The sequence below is a fragment of the Corynebacterium sp. ES2775-CONJ genome, assembly GCF_024814515.1.
Classification (GTDB): Bacteria; Actinomycetota; Actinomycetes; order Mycobacteriales; family Mycobacteriaceae; genus Corynebacterium.
Window position 1 is genome coordinate 97969 of sequence record NZ_JANUXT010000001.1, and the last position, 19269, is coordinate 117237.

12 protein-coding genes are annotated in these 19269 nt (G+C 53.2%); all 12 read left to right on the forward strand.

The window, feature by feature from the left end:
- The first annotated feature begins 7 nt into the window (after positions 1–7).
- The 12 genes from NXT01_RS00450 to rpsP all read left to right on the forward strand — a co-directional run bounded on the left by NXT01_RS00450 (position 8) and on the right by rpsP (position 19218).
- Positions 8–541: a DUF177 domain-containing protein gene (locus NXT01_RS00450; protein ID WP_259076240.1), complete on the forward strand. Its 534-nt coding sequence runs from the start codon at positions 8–10 to the stop codon at positions 539–541.
- Positions 538–1317, forward strand: coding sequence for a ribonuclease III (gene rnc, locus NXT01_RS00455; RefSeq protein WP_259076243.1), 780 nt, complete (start codon positions 538–540; stop codon positions 1315–1317). The genes NXT01_RS00450 and rnc overlap by 4 nt, the downstream gene beginning before the upstream one ends.
- The gene (gene mutM, locus NXT01_RS00460) at positions 1296–2168 is read left to right on the forward strand and encodes a bifunctional DNA-formamidopyrimidine glycosylase/DNA-(apurinic or apyrimidinic site) lyase (protein WP_259076245.1); all 873 of its coding nucleotides are present in this window, start codon (positions 1296–1298) and stop codon (positions 2166–2168) included. Before rnc ends, mutM begins: the two co-directional genes overlap by 22 nt.
- A gap of 240 nt (positions 2169–2408) precedes the next feature.
- Entirely contained in the window at positions 2409–2720 is a 312-nt protein-coding gene (locus NXT01_RS00465) for a hypothetical protein (protein ID WP_259076248.1), read from the forward strand.
- Between the two features lie 265 nt (positions 2721–2985).
- Positions 2986–4446 (forward strand): sodium:alanine symporter family protein, encoded by a 1461-nt coding sequence (locus NXT01_RS00470; RefSeq protein ID WP_259076251.1) that lies wholly within the window; start codon positions 2986–2988, stop codon positions 4444–4446.
- Between the two features lie 1179 nt (positions 4447–5625).
- Positions 5626–9141, forward strand: coding sequence for a chromosome segregation protein SMC (smc, locus tag NXT01_RS00475; protein WP_259076262.1), 3516 nt, complete (start codon positions 5626–5628; stop codon positions 9139–9141).
- Positions 9142–9208: 67 nt separating this feature from the next.
- Complete coding sequence (locus NXT01_RS00480; protein WP_259076264.1) at positions 9209–12631, forward strand: hypothetical protein; 3423 nt, start codon at positions 9209–9211, stop codon at positions 12629–12631.
- 106 nt (positions 12632–12737) lie between these two features.
- The gene (gene ftsY, locus NXT01_RS00485) at positions 12738–14330 is read left to right on the forward strand and encodes a signal recognition particle-docking protein FtsY (RefSeq protein WP_259076266.1); all 1593 of its coding nucleotides are present in this window, start codon (positions 12738–12740) and stop codon (positions 14328–14330) included.
- 140 nt (positions 14331–14470) lie between these two features.
- Positions 14471–14809 carry a P-II family nitrogen regulator gene (locus NXT01_RS00490; RefSeq protein WP_259076267.1) on the forward strand — a complete coding sequence of 113 codons (339 nt, stop codon included), beginning with the start codon at positions 14471–14473 and terminating at the stop codon, positions 14807–14809.
- The gene (locus NXT01_RS00495) at positions 14763–16907 is read left to right on the forward strand and encodes a [protein-PII] uridylyltransferase (RefSeq protein ID WP_259076269.1); all 2145 of its coding nucleotides are present in this window, start codon (positions 14763–14765) and stop codon (positions 16905–16907) included. The genes NXT01_RS00490 and NXT01_RS00495 overlap by 47 nt, the downstream gene beginning before the upstream one ends.
- Before the next feature lie 75 nt (positions 16908–16982).
- The gene (gene ffh, locus NXT01_RS00500) at positions 16983–18542 is read left to right on the forward strand and encodes a signal recognition particle protein (RefSeq protein ID WP_259077084.1); all 1560 of its coding nucleotides are present in this window, start codon (positions 16983–16985) and stop codon (positions 18540–18542) included.
- A gap of 196 nt (positions 18543–18738) precedes the next feature.
- Positions 18739–19218, forward strand: coding sequence for a 30S ribosomal protein S16 (rpsP, locus tag NXT01_RS00505; RefSeq protein ID WP_259076271.1), 480 nt, complete (start codon positions 18739–18741; stop codon positions 19216–19218).
- The last annotated feature ends 51 nt before the right edge of the window (positions 19219–19269 follow it).

The window sequence follows — 19269 nt, forward strand, 5'->3', positions numbered from 1 at the left end:
CAAAGCGATGAATACCGTAAAAAATAGCGCGCAATCGCCATTTATTTTCAACCTGTCGGAAGTGCTTCGCACCGGCGAAACCACCTTTACCACCCAAACCGGGCCAAGTCCCGAGCGTATTGGCCCGGCCATGATCGCCATCGATAAAGGCACTGAGGTCACCGTCGAAGCCACCATCAGTTCACTCGGCGAGGGCATCATGGTTGACGCGACAGTAAACGCCACCCTTAATGGTCAATGCGTACGCTGCTTAAGCTCCCTGAATCCCGACGCACGAATCCGCATCACGCAAGTCTATGCACTCAGCGATGATTTTATCGGGGGAGAAGACGCTGATGGAGACGATGATGACATTGAAGTTCTCACCGATGATTATGTCGATATCCTGCAAGCCGTCATCGACGAAGCAGGCATCACCCTTCCCTTTAACCCGCAGTGCGCCGATGAGTGTGATACTGAAAACGTACCGGAGCCAGACGGTCTGGCCGATGGCCCCATCAAGGCCGATCCGCGCTGGGCAGGCTTGGAGAAATTCCTGTGAGTAGGAAATCAACCCGATTGAGCGGGGACCTTGCCCTCGACGCAGCGTTTAATGCTCTCGATCTGGAGCCCCTGACCTCGGCGCTTGGCGTCGACATTCCCGAGGAGCTTTTTAAACTAGCGCTCTCGCATCGCTCATTCGCCAACGAAAACGGCCATCTCGCCAATAATGAGCGCCTAGAATATCTGGGCGACGCAGTGCTGAGCCTGTCAGTTGCTGAGAAGCTATACGATATGTACTCTTCTCGTCCCGAAAGTGACTTATCCAAAATGCGAGCCAGCATCGTTTCTCGCTATGGCCTCGCCGATATTGCTCGCGACATTAATCTTGGCGCCTATGTCCTCCTTGGAAAGGGTGAACTGCATACGGATGGGCGTAATAAAGACTCCATTTTGGCCGATACTATGGAGGCTTTACTAGGAGCTATCTACCTCGCGCATGATTTTTATACCGCGCGTGGGGTGGTATGGCGGCTCTTCGCTGAGAAGATCGCGCGTGCAACTGCGGTCGGACTCCACCAAGATTGGAAAACTACATTGCAGGAGCGGCTTGCCGAATATAAACTGCCGATGGCTGATTACCAGTCCACCAGCGAAGGCCCTGAGCACGACCAACTTTTTACTGTTGTTGTTAAGGTTTTCGGGCGGATTATCGGAACGGGCCAAGGGCGCAATAAAAAGCAGGCTGAACAGCAGGCTGCTCATAACGCTTTGGATATTCTCAACGATACCGCAGCGCGAAACGAGCTTCTTTTATGCCGGAACTCCCAGAAGTAGAAGTTGTACGTCAGGGGCTCAACGAGCATATAACGGGCAGAAATATTCTCGAACTTAAGGCCTACCACTCGCGGGCTATCCGACATATAGCCGGTGGGGAAGCGCAGCTGCAGGCAGCCCTTATTGGTCGCCGCATCTCCGCGGTAAACCGACGCGGAAAATTCCTCTGGCTCAGCCTTGAGAATGCAAACCAACCGCTTAAGACCACTGTCATAGTGCACTTGGGTATGAGCGGACAAATGCTCGTCAAGAACAACGAACCTCAAGGTGTGCCCACGCACACGCATCTACGTATCCGCGTTCTCTTCAGCGATAACTCCGAACTCTGGTTTGTCGATCAGCGCACATTTGGATATTGGGATATTAGCACTCTTGAGATGGTGCACGGCCGTGAGGTCCCAGCCCGAATTCGCCATATTGCCCCTGACCTTATGGAAAAGTGCGTCGACCTCGACACGATAGCCGCCCGAATCAAGCACAAAGATATTGAGATTAAGCGTATCTTGCTCAACCAAGAAATTGTCTCCGGTATCGGCAATATATATGCCGACGAGATGCTGTGGCGGGCCCGCGTACACCCGCAGCAGCGCGCATCCAGACTGTCTATCAAACGCATTATCGAGCTTCTTCAAGCAGGGCGCGACGTAATGACGAGTGCGCTTCGAGAGGGCGGGACCAGTTTCGATTCCCAGTATGTGAATGTGAACGGTCAATCAGGGTATTTTTCGCGATCTCTCCACGCCTACGGTCAAACCGGCCTGCCTTGCCAGCGCTGTGGTCAGGTTCTTATCCGACTACACGTAGCAGGGAGATCCAGCCACCTGTGTCCCAACTGCCAGCGCCGGCACTAAAAGCGAAGCTGTTCGGTACGCCGATCTGGGATGAGGTGCACATACCTTGAGAGCTAGGGCGGAGCCTTCTCAACTAGGCGTGCCGTTGGCCAGGTCCGTTTCTTGTGCGGGGATCCCTAATATCTTGTATAGTGATCATCTTCGTGGATATTTTCAAGGGTTTCTCGGTGCGCAACCTTCTCGTTTTGTTTGCTTTAAATATTCAAAGTAACGTGAATATAAAAGATTGGAGTTAGTATCATGAGCACAGTTAGCAAACGCATCCTCGCAATAGCTTTGAGTGCGTGCATGTTCAGCACCGCTCATGTGAACGCAACCGAGATGGGCACTTCAGATACCATCGATCAGCCGGGAGCTTCAGCAAGCAGTCTTAGTCAGCCAAGCGATTCCAGAAGGGTCGGTACTCTTGTTTTAGGAACTGGGGCTATTCTCATTGCGATTTCCGCGTTTATTGCAGCAGCATCTCATCTTTGGTCCTCGGTGACAGCCCACCCTTCCCCCGAGTATCCTCAGGTGCAGGGGCCAAAAGGAAAGGCTATCGCTAAATCTTAAGCACCGGAATGCCCAAAAACAAGCGATCTACTCTCATATCTACAGCCCTTTACCTGTTATTTAGTAGGTTCAGATCGTTGGTAGAGGGGCTAATAGCGGGGGGTATCCATGCCGCTATCTGTCATTCATCAATGCCAGCAAGAATTAAAATTTTCGCAGTTTATGTGGCTTTTTTCTCGGATAATAGGGCCTAAAGTCACTCAAATTTTCTCAGTTTTTAGTTGTGATGCGGACGTAGTTCTCTTGCGGCTGTAAGGTAACTCGCATGGGAACCTTCGAATCATTCGTAACCGAATCGGTCAACAATAATATCTGGAAAGTTATTCCTTACCTCCTGATCGCCGCTGGGCTTTATTTCGCAATAGCAACCATCGTGGTGCAGCTTCGGATGCTGCCGGAGATGTTCCGAGCGGTCGTCGACAAAGGAGGCGAAACCCGAGCCGACGCTGAAGGCATTTCCTCGTTTAAGGCCTTCACGATCTCGGCTGCTTCCCGGGTGGGTACCGGCAACGTCGCTGGTGTTGCCGTCGCTATCACCCTCGGCGGTCCGGGTGCAGTCTTCTGGATGTGGATTATCGCATTACTAGGCGGCGCTACCGCCTTTGTAGAAGCAACTCTCGCACAGCTTTGGAAAGAGCGAGAAGGCGATGGCACCTACCGCGGTGGCCCAGCCTACTACCTCACTCGAGGTCTCAATATGCGGTGGTTGGCTATGATCTTCGCAGTGGCCATCACCTTCACCTTTGGTTTTGTCTACAATGCCATTCAGTCCAATTCCATTGCCGAAGCTCTCTCTACTTCCTTTGAAACAGACTCGACCATCTTCAAAGGTGGTATTGGTTTGGTCCTGGCTATACTTACAGGTCTCATCATCTTTGGCGGAGTCAAGCGCATCGCCAACTTTACCCAGGTGGTTGTGCCATTTATGGCGCTGTTGTACTTGACGGTAGGCATAGTGGTTGTGCTCATCAATATCTCCGAAGTTCCCGCAATGGTTGAGAATATCGTCCTGCATGCCCTGGGCTTCCGCGAGATTGCCGGTGCGACTGTGGGTGCAGCCTTCATGAATGGTATGCGTCGCGGTCTTTTCTCCAATGAGGCGGGACAAGGTTCCGCTCCAAACGCCGCGGCCACCGCCACTGTTTCCCACCCAGTCAAGCAGGGTCTCGTTCAAACGCTCGGCGTCTACTTCGATACCCTCTTGGTGTGTTCGATTACCGCCTTCATCATTTTGCTTGGTAACCCCACGATTAGCGGGGAAGTTGAAGGCGCAGCACTGACCCAAGCCTCCTTGGCTAATGAGATTGGTAGCATTGGCATTCACTTTGTCACCTTGATCCTCTTCTTCCTCGCCTTCTCTTCGGTCATTGGAAACTACTATCTGGCCCAAGCCAATTTGGAATACTTCACTCAGTCGAAGCCGGCACTCAATATTTTCCGGGTGGCGGTTATGTGCTTCGTCTTCTTCGGCTCAATCGGATCTGTTCCACTGGTGTGGGCACTCGGCGATACTTTCGCCGCGTTGATGGTGCTTATTAACCTAGTAGCTATTGTCCCACTGGGTGGAGTAGCTGTGAAGTTGTTGAAGAACTACACCCAACAAAAGGCCAAAGGCCTCGATCCAATTTTCCACCGCGATATGCTGCCCGAGCTTAGAAATATCGAAGCGTGGGATGGCTCTGACGCCTGCACGCGACGGGCTGGCAAAGTAGTCACCAGCTTCTAGTCATGACTTACCGCACCGGCCACGCGCTGGTGCGGTTTCTTCGATGGTCAGTCAAACCCGACCAGAATTATCAACGTCTGATATCGGTTTCATATCCCCTGTATGAACGACATAAATAACAAATCTCATTAGTCGACGGATCCTCTGGACTGCCAAGGGAGTGGTTGTAAGATCCGATGGATGCGACCGTGAGCTACTGCAGGCATAGGTCCAAGTGAATACGTTCGCGTCGACCGAGCAAATTGTGCTACCGACAATACAGCCCCGGGTTGCCAGTAGGCACTGAGGCGATTCCTCATCGCGTATAGCTAGCTGCACGCGTTCTCGACGTTCACTAGAAAACTGCTCAGAATATAGCGACCTTAGACCATTAAGGCGGCGCTAAATCCCTACTAGTAGTTCTACCCGCCTCGACAGAGATAGGGCGGGCTGGGTTTCTGTCTCGACCCGGATTGCGACGAAGAACTACTCACACCCGAGCTGATTCACACTAATCCTTATGTGTGCCCATGAGCACCGTACAGAAGCGGACGCTCAATAGTTCTATGGTGACTGCTCAACCCAAATTCTTACCTATCGCATAAGTGAACCCACAACAGTTATAGCACCGCTCATATTGCTGAGCGCCTGCAGAGTCGATGAGGTTGCTGTGGAATAGATGGGTAGCCTGGGTACAAAACGGTGAGTCTTAAAAAATCGAGCGACAGTTCATTGATGGTATCAACTTAGCCTCCAGCCCGATCTCCGGCCGGAAGAACCAAGGTCTTGTACGAGATGATTTCTTCTTCATAGTCTGTCCTTCTGTTGGCATCTCATAGTTGATCGCTCATCGTTTTTACTGTTTGGGCTAACGTTTTATCGTATGCCAAGGGAAGTAGTATCCAAGGGTCCGATGAAATGGGAGGTCGGTAAATGAGAATCGCGCACAAGCATTCACCATGATTTTAGCTCCTAGTTAGGATATTGCGGTCGCGTAAACAGCCCATATCTCCGTGGCACGACTAGGAGTCTAGATTTATACTCAGAAAGCTCCCTGCCACCACGCTGCAGATATACTACCCACTTACCTAGGGTAAGAAAATGCTTGGCACTTTTTTGTCCCCTTCAGATTCAATGGTTTGAATGAGGAGCTAATACAATCAAGGTGCTAGATGCGTCTGATACTAAGGAATGGCTACCGTGCATTTAAAGTCACTGACTCTTAAGGGGTTTAAGTCCTTCGCGTCTGCAACAACTCTGAAATTCGAACCCGGTATATGTGCAGTAGTTGGCCCTAATGGCTCCGGAAAATCCAATGTCGTCGATGCCCTTGTCTGGGTGATGGGTGAGCAGGGTGCGAAGACTCTGCGTGGGGCGAAGATGGACGATGTCATCTTTGCCGGAGCAGGTGATCGTAAACCCTTAGGTCGAGCTGAAGTGACGCTGAGCATTGACAACTCTGACGGCGCACTGGATATAGCCTACTCCGAGGTATCTATCACCCGCCGAATGTTTAGAGACGGAGCTAGTGAGTACGAGATCAATGGTTCAAAGGCCCGTCTCATGGATATTCAGGAACTTCTCAGCGATTCCGGTATCGGGCGAGAAATGCATGTGGTGGTGGGCCAAGGAAGGCTAGCTCAAATTCTGGATTCCAAACCAGAAGATCGTCGCTCCTATATTGAGGAAGCTGCAGGCGTGCTGAAATACCGACGACGCAAAGAAAAAGCAGAGCGAAAAATAGTCCATATGCAGGCAAACCTGGACCGCCTCCAGGACCTCACAGACGAGTTGAAAAAGCAGCTCAAACCTCTAGCCCGTCAGGCCGCGACTGCGCAACGCGCCCGGACTGTCCAGGCAGAGGTCCGGCAGACTCGCCTTGATCTCGGCGTGTACCACATCCGCAGCCGAAGGCGCGCACTGGAAACGAGTGCGCATGCCCATCAGATAGCGGCTGCAGAAGTAGCCGCTATTAGCAACACGCTTGGCGAGGAACGCCAGCGCTTGACAATTATCGAAGAGGAAAATGCACAAGCAGAAGAAGCCGCCCGCCGCGCCCAAGAGATGTGGTTTCAATTCACCAGGTTAAAAGAGCAAGCTACAGCCACTGCGCGCATTGCCAATGATCGGCAACATTCTTTTCAACCCGCCCCTTATTCGGGACGGGACCCAGAGGAATTGAGTAGACGGGCGAATGAGATGGCAATCGAATGCGAGATTGCTGATGAGAAGATCAACATCGCTACCGACACTCTCGAATCCATTCGCGAGGAAGTAGTCGATAAAGAAGACCAAGCCCGCGAGGCCGAGCACGAATACTACCGCCATGTGCAGGCGCAGGCGGATCGTCGCGAGGGGATTGTCAGACTTCAAGCCCAAGAGCAATCGCAGCGTACCGCTCTAGAAGCAGCTCGTGCTGAGCATGCTCGTATCGTGGAACTAAACACTGATTATGCAGCGCAACTGGATGAGGTTGTCAGCGCTCTCAAGGAAATATCTGACCAGTTACTCGTGGCGCGAGACGAATGCGAACTGCGAGAAGAAGCTCACCGCCAGGCCGAACAGGAACTAGTTGATGCAGAGCAGAGGCTCGATGACTTGCGTCTTAAACAACGCTTTGTAGAGAAGAAGATTGCAGCTTTGGACTCTCGCGTGGGCACGTTACGAGATACCCTGCCCACAGCGCCCGTAGAAGCCCTTTCGGTTATAGCACCTGATCGTGAGGGACTACAGACCTTGGCAGAATTCATTCAGGTGAAACCCGGCAAGGAAAAAGCTCTCGGGGTAGCCCTCGGCTTGTACCAAGAAAGTCTCGCCGGTGGTTTACCATCAGCTCCCGATATCATCGCAGCACTTGAAGGATCACATAACGAGGCTATCGAGCGCACCACAATAATGCTCGAACAACCTCAGCAACTATCCTGGCACCTTGATATATCACTGTCCGGCGGGGCCTCGTGGTTGCTAGACGATATCACCGTCGCAGAGGAATTCCGAGCTAGTGTAAGCAGACTTCTGGCCGATGTCGTGTGTGTCAATGACCTGAAACAGGCGCACATGCTAGTCGCCCAGGAACCTCGCCTCAGAGCGGTGACCGTAGATGGCGAAATGGTAGGGGAGGGGTGGATAATCTTCGGTCATCGGAGCGCCCCGAAAGCCATAGAAGTCCATAGCGCCATTGAGCAAGCCTTGGCCGAAAGAGATACCTATCAGGCTGAGCTCAACGAACTAGTGGGCACTCTTGAAGGCGCGCGCTTAAGTGCCGATGGGCGACGCGTCGAGCATGCTCGTCTTATTGCCCACTTTCGCGATAGTCTCGCTCACGTTCGAGAAATGGAGCAAAGCGCAGATAATTACAAGGCCAAAAAAGAGAAAATCCTGCTAGCGATGGAAACACACGGGCAACAGCGGAAAAAGGCCGAGCTCAGCCTCGCTGATTGTGAAGAGGCTATCACCGTCACTCGAGACCGTCTCGCACTGGTCGGGGAGATTGATCAAACACCTGATCTCAGCCCCATGCTCGAGCGCCGCGATCAAAGCCAATCTGCGCTCGCCCAGGTCAAGGCGATGGAGGTTGAAGCCCTCCTCCAGCTTCGCTCCCTGCAAGATGCCTTTCAGAGTAAAAGAGAGCGAGTGGAATCGCTTGAGCGTCAAGCCCGCAACGAGCGCGAACACAAGATACGCCATGAACGCACTCAAGCCCACCGCAAGGCCAAAGCAGACCTAGCGAGCACGGTGTCCTTCTTAGCTTCCACTATTAATCAGCGCCTCGATGCAGCCTTAGAAAAAGCCGCTGATGAGCGAGCACACTGCCAAGCAGATCTAGCAAGGAAGAAACTTATACGTGATCAGCTCAAGAAAGCAGTAAATAACTTAGACCGTGAACTTAAGGATAAAAGTGCTCGGGCCCATAGCGCTGAACTCGCCTACAGCGAGGAAGCAGTGCGCCTGAAGGAGACTGAGCGCCAAGTAGCCGAACAAATGGGTATGGCGATCGACGATTTGCTTACCACCCACCATATTCCTGAAGATTTCGATGCTCAGTCGGCCACTGCCAAGCTCGCCCAGGCCCAGCAGGATCTGAGTGCTCTGGGCAAGGTCAACCCCTTGGCCCTAGAAGAATATAAAGCTTTAGAAGAGCGCTATAATTTTTTGTCCTCTCAGCTTAACGACGTGGAGAAAGCTCGAAAAGACTTAGAGACTGTGATTAAAGATGTCAATCACAAGATCCTGCAACTGCTGACCGATGCCTGGCATGATGTCGAGCGAGAATTCCCCCGAGTGTTTGCTACTCTCTTCCCCGGAGGTGAGGGGAGGCTTTTTCTCACCGACCCCGAACATATTCTGACAACCGGCATAGAGGTTGAAGCGCGACCACCAGGAAAGAGAGTCAAACGACTCTCCCTATTATCTGGCGGGGAGAAATCTCTCACAGCTTTGGCAATACTGGTCGCTATTTTTAAAGCGCGACCCTCCCCGTTTTATGTAATGGATGAGGTGGAGGCCGCGCTCGATGATGTCAACCTGCGTCGCCTGATAGCGCTCTTTGAACAACTTAGAGAAGACTCACAGCTGATCGTCATTACTCACCAAAAACCTACTATGGATATAGCTAATGTGCTCTATGGTGTGACCATGCGCGGAGATGGTGTAACCAAGGTCATTTCGCAGCGAATGAACCCAGTGAGAACACATAAAAACCCCAGCTCCTTATGAGCGCTTAGGTTTCATTTAGAACATGGTAAACTCTGCTTTTTTAAAAAGAGAAAGGACGCAACTCTCTATGCCCGCTGAGGTTCAACCTATTGCCGATCCCACTGACTCCCTCCTCGGATGGGCATCGCAACACGACGTCGAGCTCACCGCCGACCTCGATGCGGCAACCTTGGTTGCTGATCTCGATCTCGCAACTGACGAACTGGAAAAGGTCAAAAAATTATACGGAATCTTCCTCAGTCGTCAGATCACAGCAGGCTCAACGCTCAAGGCGCTGCTAGAGATCAGTGAATCCACAGCGCTGATTACCTTGGTGCAACGTGCCCAGAAACTCGTTGATGCAGATAATTTTATCCACGAATACCTCAACGGTGTGGGCCTTGATATCACCCAGCAGACAGTTTCTGAGCTAGAGAAATTCCTCGAGGATGATCTAGAAGCCGCGTTGAAGCGTAGAGGTCTAGCAACATTTGATACCGATCCCATCTCTACCCTCTGCTTTCATGCTGGACTGATCAACACGGAAGTTCCTCTCTTGCTGGAAGCCCTCGATAGCAATCCAGACAAGCTACCTCCATATTTTTCTCGTTTTTCTGCCCATGCCCCCGAGCTTGCCCAGCGAATCCTTGACGGAGTTCTTACGGTGCGCGAATTCGCCCTCGCGCACCCACACTCGTGGGTGGATCGGGAAGATGAGGGCGTGAGAACATCTTTGGTGACTTCGATCAGGGAAGCGGTTATAGCAGAACTCCGAGAGCGTCCAGTGGGCACCGTAGACAGATTGGCTGCCGTAGGGGTGGCTAATCGCGAGATGCGACCACGCCTTATTCTTGATGCTAGGCGCAAAAAGGTGCTGCTGCGGCTGCCAGAACAAAAAGTGCCAGATTCGGGCGAGATCACTTGGCGAGTGAGTATCGATGGTTCCACCACGGTTTATCGCACAGGCCGTTCGTGGGGAGATGTCACAGGGTATTCCGATCCACTCGATATCAGCTTGCCCAAACCCGTTCGTGAAGTAACCGTCGAAGATTTAGCTAACTCAATCACGTGGAATGTGCCGGTGGTTGATGCTGCTGACCCCATACTCCTTTTTAATAAACGCGGCGGCACAGTAACCGATAAACGATCCTTGCACCATATGAAACTGCGAGCTCTGGTGCCAGAGGATTATAAGCTTATCGATCCTGTCACCGGCGCGCACAATGTTATTTCTGCGTCCTTTGCTATCGAAGGCTGGAGTGGGTGGACCTGCCATAACGTGGACCTTGCCGAGTCCCAAGCGATCGACGCGGTGGCGCCTGGTACCCACGCCGATTTAAAACGCGCTCGTTCCATTGACCCCCGGCAGCGTGTGAGCTTTTCGACACCCGATGACGCCTTGCCCGATATTTTTACGATGACTGGTCTGCGCGTCCATTCCACCAGTCTGCTAGCAGAATTTCCACCCACTAGCTCCGGTGTCAGCGAGATGTGGTACCTCTCTATTGCCTCGTTTTCCGGCGCGGGAACTCAAGGTGAGGAAGTCACCCAACCAGAGCCTTTGGAAGTTCCCGCTGAAGGAGGCGTTTTTGAGGTCTTTGATCCAGAATTGTACGACGCACCCTGGGTCGGTGAATATCTGGTGCGACTTCGAGGACCACGTAATGAATCCTTTCGCCATGAATTCGCCATAGTGGAGGGAGCCTTAGCTCGCAGCACTTTCCAAGGAGGCTGCGGCTCCTTCAGGATACCGTCCCAAGGAGGTCTCTCAGAAGCAACTCTCATCATTAAGCCTGGTGACAAATCCTTCGAGGTGCAGCCGGCTCATCCTGCCGTGGGGCCGCTTGACCCAGGATCAGACTTCGTCATAAGTACCGACGAGGGCGACGCTCTCCCGCTGAGATTTTCGCCTCCGCGGCTCATCTTTGAACTCCCCACCATTAACGAACCCGCGATGTGGCGAGCGTCACGGATGTCCGTGCACCCGCACCATATCGATCTCGCGGGAGAGATTCGAGTGCGCGGTACGCGCTCTATGAACGATCCCAAGATCTCCGTAATCAACCGTCACGGACAGCCGGTTAAAACCACGACTATGGCCACCACCGACGGTGGTTATACCTATACAGCGCATATGTCGAAGATTGTCGGGGCCACCCACATGCTTCCTACGGGTCGAGTCAATCTAGAATGGACTGATCCCGCAACCGACCGTCGTATCTCGGTGGTATTAGCTGATAGCGAAATCGCAGACCTACCTCATATAAAACTGGACGGCTCCACGATCACCTCCGATGCATTGGGCCCCTACTGGGGGGTGTGGGTCTGGCCAGAAACTGCGCCGTGGGAGCCAGCCGAGCGTCTGGAATTCAGTGAGGGTAGAGCTGAATTACCGGTGCGCTATATCGGATCTGGCAACCTTATCGTGCAAGTTAATCGCCGCGATCCTTTTACAGCCCTCCGCACCCCGGTGGCACCAGGGCCGCAAGCTCAAACCCTTGAGCAACAGGGTTTCTATGGGGAATTAGACGGCGGACTGGGGACTCTGAGTGCTTTCCTCTCGGGGGAAACCGATCAGGTTCCCACCCAAGCAGCAGTGATGCCAGTACTGTGGGATATATTGGCAACTGGGGGGCGTCGGGAGGAACTCCGCAAGGCGGTGCGCACTGTGTTTAGTGCGCAACCGAATGCCGCTATCCGTGGTTTGGCACACTCACTCGTTACCTCTGAACAGCAACCAGGGCGCTTTATCGAAACCGGCCTTGTGCGAAGCATCTTCGATAAAAGCGCCGGATCCGATGAATCCCATCATCGCGCTGCTTGGATCGGGGCGCTCGAGCTGATGGGTACTCTCTCGAACCTTTATGGAACCGAGGGGATTACAGCCGAGCAGCGGAGCGCCGCTCGGCAGCTCTACCGCGAATTACAAGCAGTGGCGGGCGAGAATGTCGTGGAAATTCTAAAGACCGGGCGTGATCAGACTCTTGACTCTGCCTGCATTGATCGCTCTACAGTGATGATTGCGGGTCTTGACCCAGCGCAACAGCGGGCAATTTTGCAGCAACTTTTCGACGACGCTCATATTGTCCCGGGCGCAGTCTTAGACGACGGCTCACGGTTACTGGCAGTGTTCGAAACCTTTAATAAGCGCACAGAGCTGAACCAACTGCTCGCTGGTGAAAAGCTTATCGCCGCCGCCGTGACCATCTTGCGAACACTACGCAGCACCAACAAGACTGTTTACGCCCTTGCTCGGATCCGCTTCGATAAGCTCGATGGAGTAGATACCAATAATCAAGAACATTTATGGGCGCTGAGCCCAGTGGTTTCTTTCGTATTAGCTTTGGCATCAAGGTTATCGGCACACGGACTCATTACGTCAAATAAAACTCTTGATGCGGCCACCGATGGGTGGGCGCGCATGGCCGATATAGTCCCCGATCTAGTGACCAGCGATCTGGTCTCAGCAGAGGCGATAGTTTTAGCTCTATCGAAACCCGGAATTGCCTAATAAAGTGTGGCCGCCACATGAGCGGCCACACTTTATTAGGCAATAAGAGTTGATGCATGGCGCGGTTCAAGGTGTGAAAAGCCTCTAAATTTGCCAAGATGGGAGCATGACTATCGAACCGCTCTATGGGATCATCCTAGCTGCCGTCGTGGTGGCAATCATTGTTGCCATCCTGATCGTTATTGGCTTAAAACGTAGAAAAACCAAAACAATCGCGTTCCAGAAACCCGATGATGATCAACCCAAAGAACTAACTCAAGAGCAAAAATCTGGAAATTATCAGGCTCATGGAGGCTTTCAATTCGCCCCAGCCGAGAAACACCCTGAGCTGCTCGATCCACCGCAACCTCCTGGAGCCGATCAAACACCGATCTCCACGGTGGAGCCACTAGCCCCCATACCGCCGTCGGACGGTGCCAAGGATCTCAAGCCGGATATCTCGAGCGATTTTAAGCCGGAAGCTGAGCTTGTCACAGCGGCCGACGAGGCACTACCAGACAACGGGTCGGTAGATGCTGATACAGAGGGCGTAGCCGATGATTTAGATGATAATTTCGTCGAGCTCGTTGATTTCGAAGATATCGCAGCCTTGGAAGAAAATGACGGTGATGACAAAGCCGAGGACGCTGCTGACACTTCAGACACCGCACCAACCGGGCTAGTGGAACCCGCTAATATCTCCGCTCACGGAGAAGTAAGCACGAGCTCTGAAAGGCTCGATGGGCTTGTTGATCGCTCCCCAGAAAGCGCTCGAGTGGAAGACACCATCGACGATATAGCTCCCGCAGCCGGTCGCATGGGTCGACTGCGCGGTCGACTGGCGCGCTCGCAGAATGTTTTTGGACAATCTGTGCTGGGAATACTCTCTGCCGGCGATCTCAATGAAGAAGCGTGGGAGGATATTGAAGCTGAGCTCATTCAAGCTGACCTCGGGGTGGCGATCACCATGACTGTGGTGGAAGAGCTACGGGATATGATCGCGGTCCGTGGAGTGGAATCTGAAGCTCAAGCGCGTTCTATGCTTCGAGAATGCCTTATTAAAGCATGCAAGCCCGACATGGATCGTTCCCTTAAGGCTATCCCTTATGGAGGTAAACCGGCGATTATCTTGATGGTCGGCGTCAATGGGACGGGTAAGACAACAACCACCGGTAAATTAGCGCGCGTACTGGTATCGATGGGGCATAAGGTGCTTCTCGGTGCCGCCGACACCTTCCGTGCCGCAGCAGCTGATCAGCTCGAAGCTTGGGGGCGTCGGGTTGGAGCAGAGGTCGTTCGCGGTGCAGAGGCTGCCGATCCGGCATCCGTAGCTTTCGATGCTGTCTCACGTGGAGTGGACCACAAAGCCGATGTGGTGGTCATCGACACCGCTGGGCGACTTCACAATTCCGCCAATCTGATGGATCAGCTTGCCAAAGTCAAACGAGTTGTGGAAAAGAAGACTAACGTCGATGAAGTGCTGCTTGTTCTCGATGCTACGACGGGTCAAAACGGTTTAAATCAGGCCAAGGTTTTCGGTGAAGTGGTTAATATCACTGGTGTGGTGCTGACCAAGCTCGATGGCACAGCCAAAGGTGGGATAGTTTTCCAAGTCCAAGAGAACCTAGGTGTTCCAGTCAAGCTTGTGGGCTTGGGTGAAGGTGCCGACGACCTCGCTCCATTCGAAGTAGAAAGTTTCGTTGATGCGCTCCTCGGCTGAGGTCGCTATGACTAGTAGTTAGTAAAAGGTCATTCTTGACACCTAGCCAGCCTCCCCGCCAGGAGGCTGGCTAGGCTACTATTTTGGGGAGTACCCAAAAGATTTTCAGTGGGCTTAACGGAGCCTAGCAAGGACAAATAATGAAGCTCGTCACTGCCATTGTTAAACCATTTACATTGATGGATATCAAGGATGCGCTTGAGCAGGTGGGAGTTCACGCTATGACTGTCACCGAGGCTCAAGGATTCGGTCAGCAAAAAGGCCACAACGAGGTTTACCGAGGTGCCGAATATGCTATTGACTTCGTACCCAAGGTAAAAATCGAAGTCGTTGTTGAGGATCCCATCATTGACGATGTCGTCACAGCCATCGTCGACGCAGCCCATACCGGTAAGATTGGTGACGGTAAAGTCTGGGTCACCAACGTGCTGGATGTCGTTCGCGTGCGTACTGGTGAGCGCGGCTCCGCGGCAATTTAGCTCTGTGCGTGCTCACGATATCCGTGACCGCGCGAGAGCCCGTGCCGCACACGTCCTCGCCAATATCCGCCTCCCGAAAGGGAGCGCACTCGCTGCCACCGGCTCGCTGGCACGCGGTGAACTGCAGCCGCAATCAGATCTGGACCTGGTGCTTATTTATGATGGCACCATTGCCGCTGAGAATCTTCAGGACCTGTGGTATCCAGTATGGGATGCATCCTTCCGCCTCGATCACGCGGTGCGCACCAGAGATGAGTGTGTCTCATTAGTCAACTCCGATCCCACCGCGGCATTGGCTCTATTAGAACTCAAGCATATTCGCGGCGATAAAGAATTAACGTCGGCCACCAGGGACGCTGTGCTGCGTAGGTGGCGAGTCCATCTCAACCGGAACTTTAATGCTTTTGTCGACCTTGCCATCGCACGGTGGCGACGTTCTGGCTCTGTCGTTGCGATGACGCGACCGGATCTAAAACATGGACGTGGGGGTCTGCGCGATCACGAATTTTTGCGTGCTCTAGCCCTTGGCCATATGGTCGATATCCCCGATCTATCCAAAGAACGTGCTTTATTAGTGGATTCGCGCACCCTCTTGCATTACCATGCCCGGCGCGCACGCGATGTGCTGGATCCGGAATTCGCTGTGGATGTCGCAGAAGATCTGGGCTACTCAGACCGGTATGCGCTCTCTCGGGATCTCGCTCACGCAGCCCACCGCATCGATGGTGCTCTGACTACCGCTCTAGCGTCGACGAGGCATCTGCTGCGCCGTAATTCCCCTGCGCGAAGTGCCCAGCGTCGCCCTCTCGATATCGACGTTGTTGAGGAGAATGGCGAGATTACACTCGCCCGGCAACCGAATCTCGGCGACCCAGGGCTGGTGCTTCGCGTAGCTGCGGCTGGCGCACGAACTGGAATGCCCATTCGACGCTCGGTCTGGCGTCAGCTCATCACCGTCCCCAGGGCGAATCGCCATGAATGGACGAAAACGATGACAGGGGATTTCTTTGCTCTTCTTTCCTCACCAGATCATAGCGCTCGGGTGATTCTGGAGCTCGACGAATACGGGTTATGGGAAAATATTTGCCCTGGTTGGGGGCGTATTCGGGGAATGTTGCCCAGAGAACCTACCCACATCCACACCGTGGATCGACATAGCCTTAAGGTCCTAGAGTTTTGTGCTCGGTCTCGGGGCCGTGTCTCCCGTCCTGACCTCCTTTTCCTATCTGCCCTCTACCATGATATTGGCAAAGGTCACCACCGAAGTCATCAGGAGGTTGGGGCGCAGATGGTTGTCGAGATGGCCCAGACTTTAAAGCTCTCAGCTCAAGATCAAGCGGTGGTCCACGCCGTTGTTCTGCATCACACTCTTATTCCAAGGCTCATCGCAACCCAGGACATTGAATCCGATAATATCCGCGACACGCTTTTAGACACCCTTGGATACAATTTCCTTGTTCTCGAGTTATTAGAGGTCTTAGTAGCCGCAGATGCCCAAGCTACCGGTCCTGGTGTGTGGTCCCCAGCTCTGCAATCGGGCTCGAGGCTGCTCATTTCCAAAGCTCGTGCTCAGTTGCACAGCCATCAACCACGGCCTCCGGTTATTCGCTATCGCGCGGGTTTGGACCTGTTAGGAGGAGAAGAATCCCAAGCCAGAATCTGCTGGGAAGGGGAGTACTGGCGAGAGAGTATTAGGCTTTTTGCCCTCATCGCAGCTAAAGGATGGACAATTACTGAAGCAGACTTTATCGACGATGGATCACGGGGGAAGATCATCGCTGAATTGACCGTCTACAACACGCTAGGCACTGGTTTCGATAAGGGAGAATTCATCCAAGCCTATAAATCAGGAGTTTATTCGGCGCTGCCACCTGTTACGCGCTCCGACCCAGTCACCTACTGGCACGGAGATATATTAGAAATTCGTACCAGTGATCGGCGCGCCGCACTGGGGACCCTCATGGGGGTTCTGCCCGATCTACACTGGCTGAGCATGTCTACTCCAGGGGCAACCATTATTGTGGTGTGCTCGCTCAAACCGGGATATGAGCGAGCTGCCGTAGACCGTGACGTGACCCGAGTGTTAAGCAGAGGTTAGTATAGGTGGGAAGAGAACTGTGCGGAGACCTCGGAGCGAGGCTGAGCATAAGATATTAAGGAGATGAGTAGTAACGTGTTTGAATCTCTATCAGACCGCCTCGGCAAAGCCCTCACGGGGCTGCGATCAAAAGGTCGCGTCTCAGAAGCTGACGTCAATGCGGTGGCTCGCGAGATTCGACTCGCCCTCCTCGAAGCCGATGTTTCTCTCCCCGTCGTGCGTGGCTTTATCTCTCGAATCAAAGACCGCGCGCTTGGGGCCGAAGTTTCCAAGGCTCTCAATCCAGCTGAGCAAGTCATTAAGATCGTCGACCAAGAACTCACAGGCATACTTGGTGGGGAAACCCGCCGTCTCAGCCTAGCCAAAACTCCTCCCACGGTTATCATGCTCGCTGGTCTTCAAGGAGCGGGTAAGACTACTCTCGCCGGCAAACTTGCAAAATACCTGAAAGATCAAGGTCACACTCCAGTTTTAGTGGCCTGCGACCTACAGCGCCCTGGTGCAGTGCAGCAGCTTGAAATCGTCGGCGACCGCGCTGGGGTTCCGACCTTCGCTCCAGATCCAGGAACCTCCATTGATACCGTCGATCATGAAATGGGCACCTCCCATGCGGATCCGATCGAGGTGGCCGCCGCTGGTATCGCCCATGCCAAAACCAAAATGCACGACGTGGTGATAGTCGATACTGCTGGACGCCTTGGTATCGATGAGACTCTCATGGACCAAGCACGCGGGATCCGTGATGCTATCAACCCTGATGAGGTGCTCTTTGTCATCGATGCCATGATTGGCCAGGACGCGGTGCATACCGCGCAGGCCTTCCGTGACGGCGTTGATTTCACGGGCGTAGTGCTCACCAAGCTCGATGGTGATGCCCGAGGTGGTGCAGCGCTTTCGATTCGCGAAGTCACCGGCAAACCGATTATGTTCGCTTCCACAGGTGAGAAGCTCGAAGATTTCGACGTTTTCCACCCTGATCGCATGTCCAGCCGAATCCTCGGCATGGGCGATGTGCTTTCCTTGATCGAACAGGCCGAAAAGTCCATCGACCAAGAACAAGCTATGGATGCTGCGGGCAAGCTCGCTTCGGGTGAGCTCACGCTCGAGGACTTCCTTAATCAAATGCTGATGATCCGCAAGATGGGGCCAATAGGCAATCTTCTGAAGATGCTGCCTGGGGGCTCGCAGATGGCCAAGGTCGCGGATATGGTCGATGAGAAACAGCTCGATCGCATCCAAGCAATTATTCGTGGTATGACCCCCGCTGAGCGTGAAAACCCCAAAATTCTGAATGCTTCCCGCCGCAAGCGAATTGCACGTGGCTCCGGAGTGAGTGTGAGCGACGTCAATCAGCTGATTGACCGTTTCTTCGAAGCCAAAAAGATGATGGGAAAGATGGCTGGCTCCATGGGTATGCCAGGAGGCTTTCCTAATCGAAGCGCCACCAAGAAGCAAGCTAAGGGTCGTCGGAAGAAGAACGGGAAGCGGAAGGCCCCGAAGCGTCAAGGTCAGGGTATGCCTGATCTTGCGGAATTACAAAGAATGCAGCAGCAAATGGGCGGCGGTTTTCCCCAGATGCCCAAGGGTATGGAAAATATCGATCTGAATAATCTCGACTTTGGCAAAGGGCGCTAGTTTGACCCGAATACAGGAGGTGTACTAGTCTTGGCGGGGTTATCTACGATTTTAGATAACCCCGCAACCTGCAGATTACACCGCCTCCGGCTCCGGCCGAACGGTACGTCACATCGCAGGATAAATACGAAAGGGTCGCAACCGGCCGGTATATTTTCCGGTGTCTGAACGGCCCAGTGACTGAAAGGAAGCCTTCATGGCTGTCAAGATTAAGCTCCAGCGTCTCGGTAAGATTCGCACTCCTCAATACCGCGTGGTTGTGGCTGATGCTCGCACTCGACGCGATGGTAAGGTCATTGAGAACCTTGGCATTTACCAACCCAAAGAAGACCCATCTGTCATCCAGATCGACTCTGAGCGTGCTCAGTACTGGTTGAGCGTGGGTGCTCAACCTACCGAGCCTGTTCTCGCTCTGCTAAAGGTGACAGGCGATTGGCAGAAGTTCAAGGGACTACCTGGTGCTGAAGGTACCTTGAAGGTGGCAGAAGAGAAGCCTTCCAAGCTCGAGCTCTTCAACAAGGCACTCGCTGAGGCTAATGAGGGCCCTACTGCTGAGGCTATTACGGAAAAGAAGCGTAAGGCTAAGGAAGAAGCTGACGCTAAGGCTAAGGCAGAAGCAGAAGCTAAAGCTAAGGAAGAAGCTAAAGCTGAGGAATCAGTCGAGGATTCAGAGTAATTCTTCCTAATTTTTTCGCAGCCCTTTTCGGTGTGCATCCGTGATCTAGAA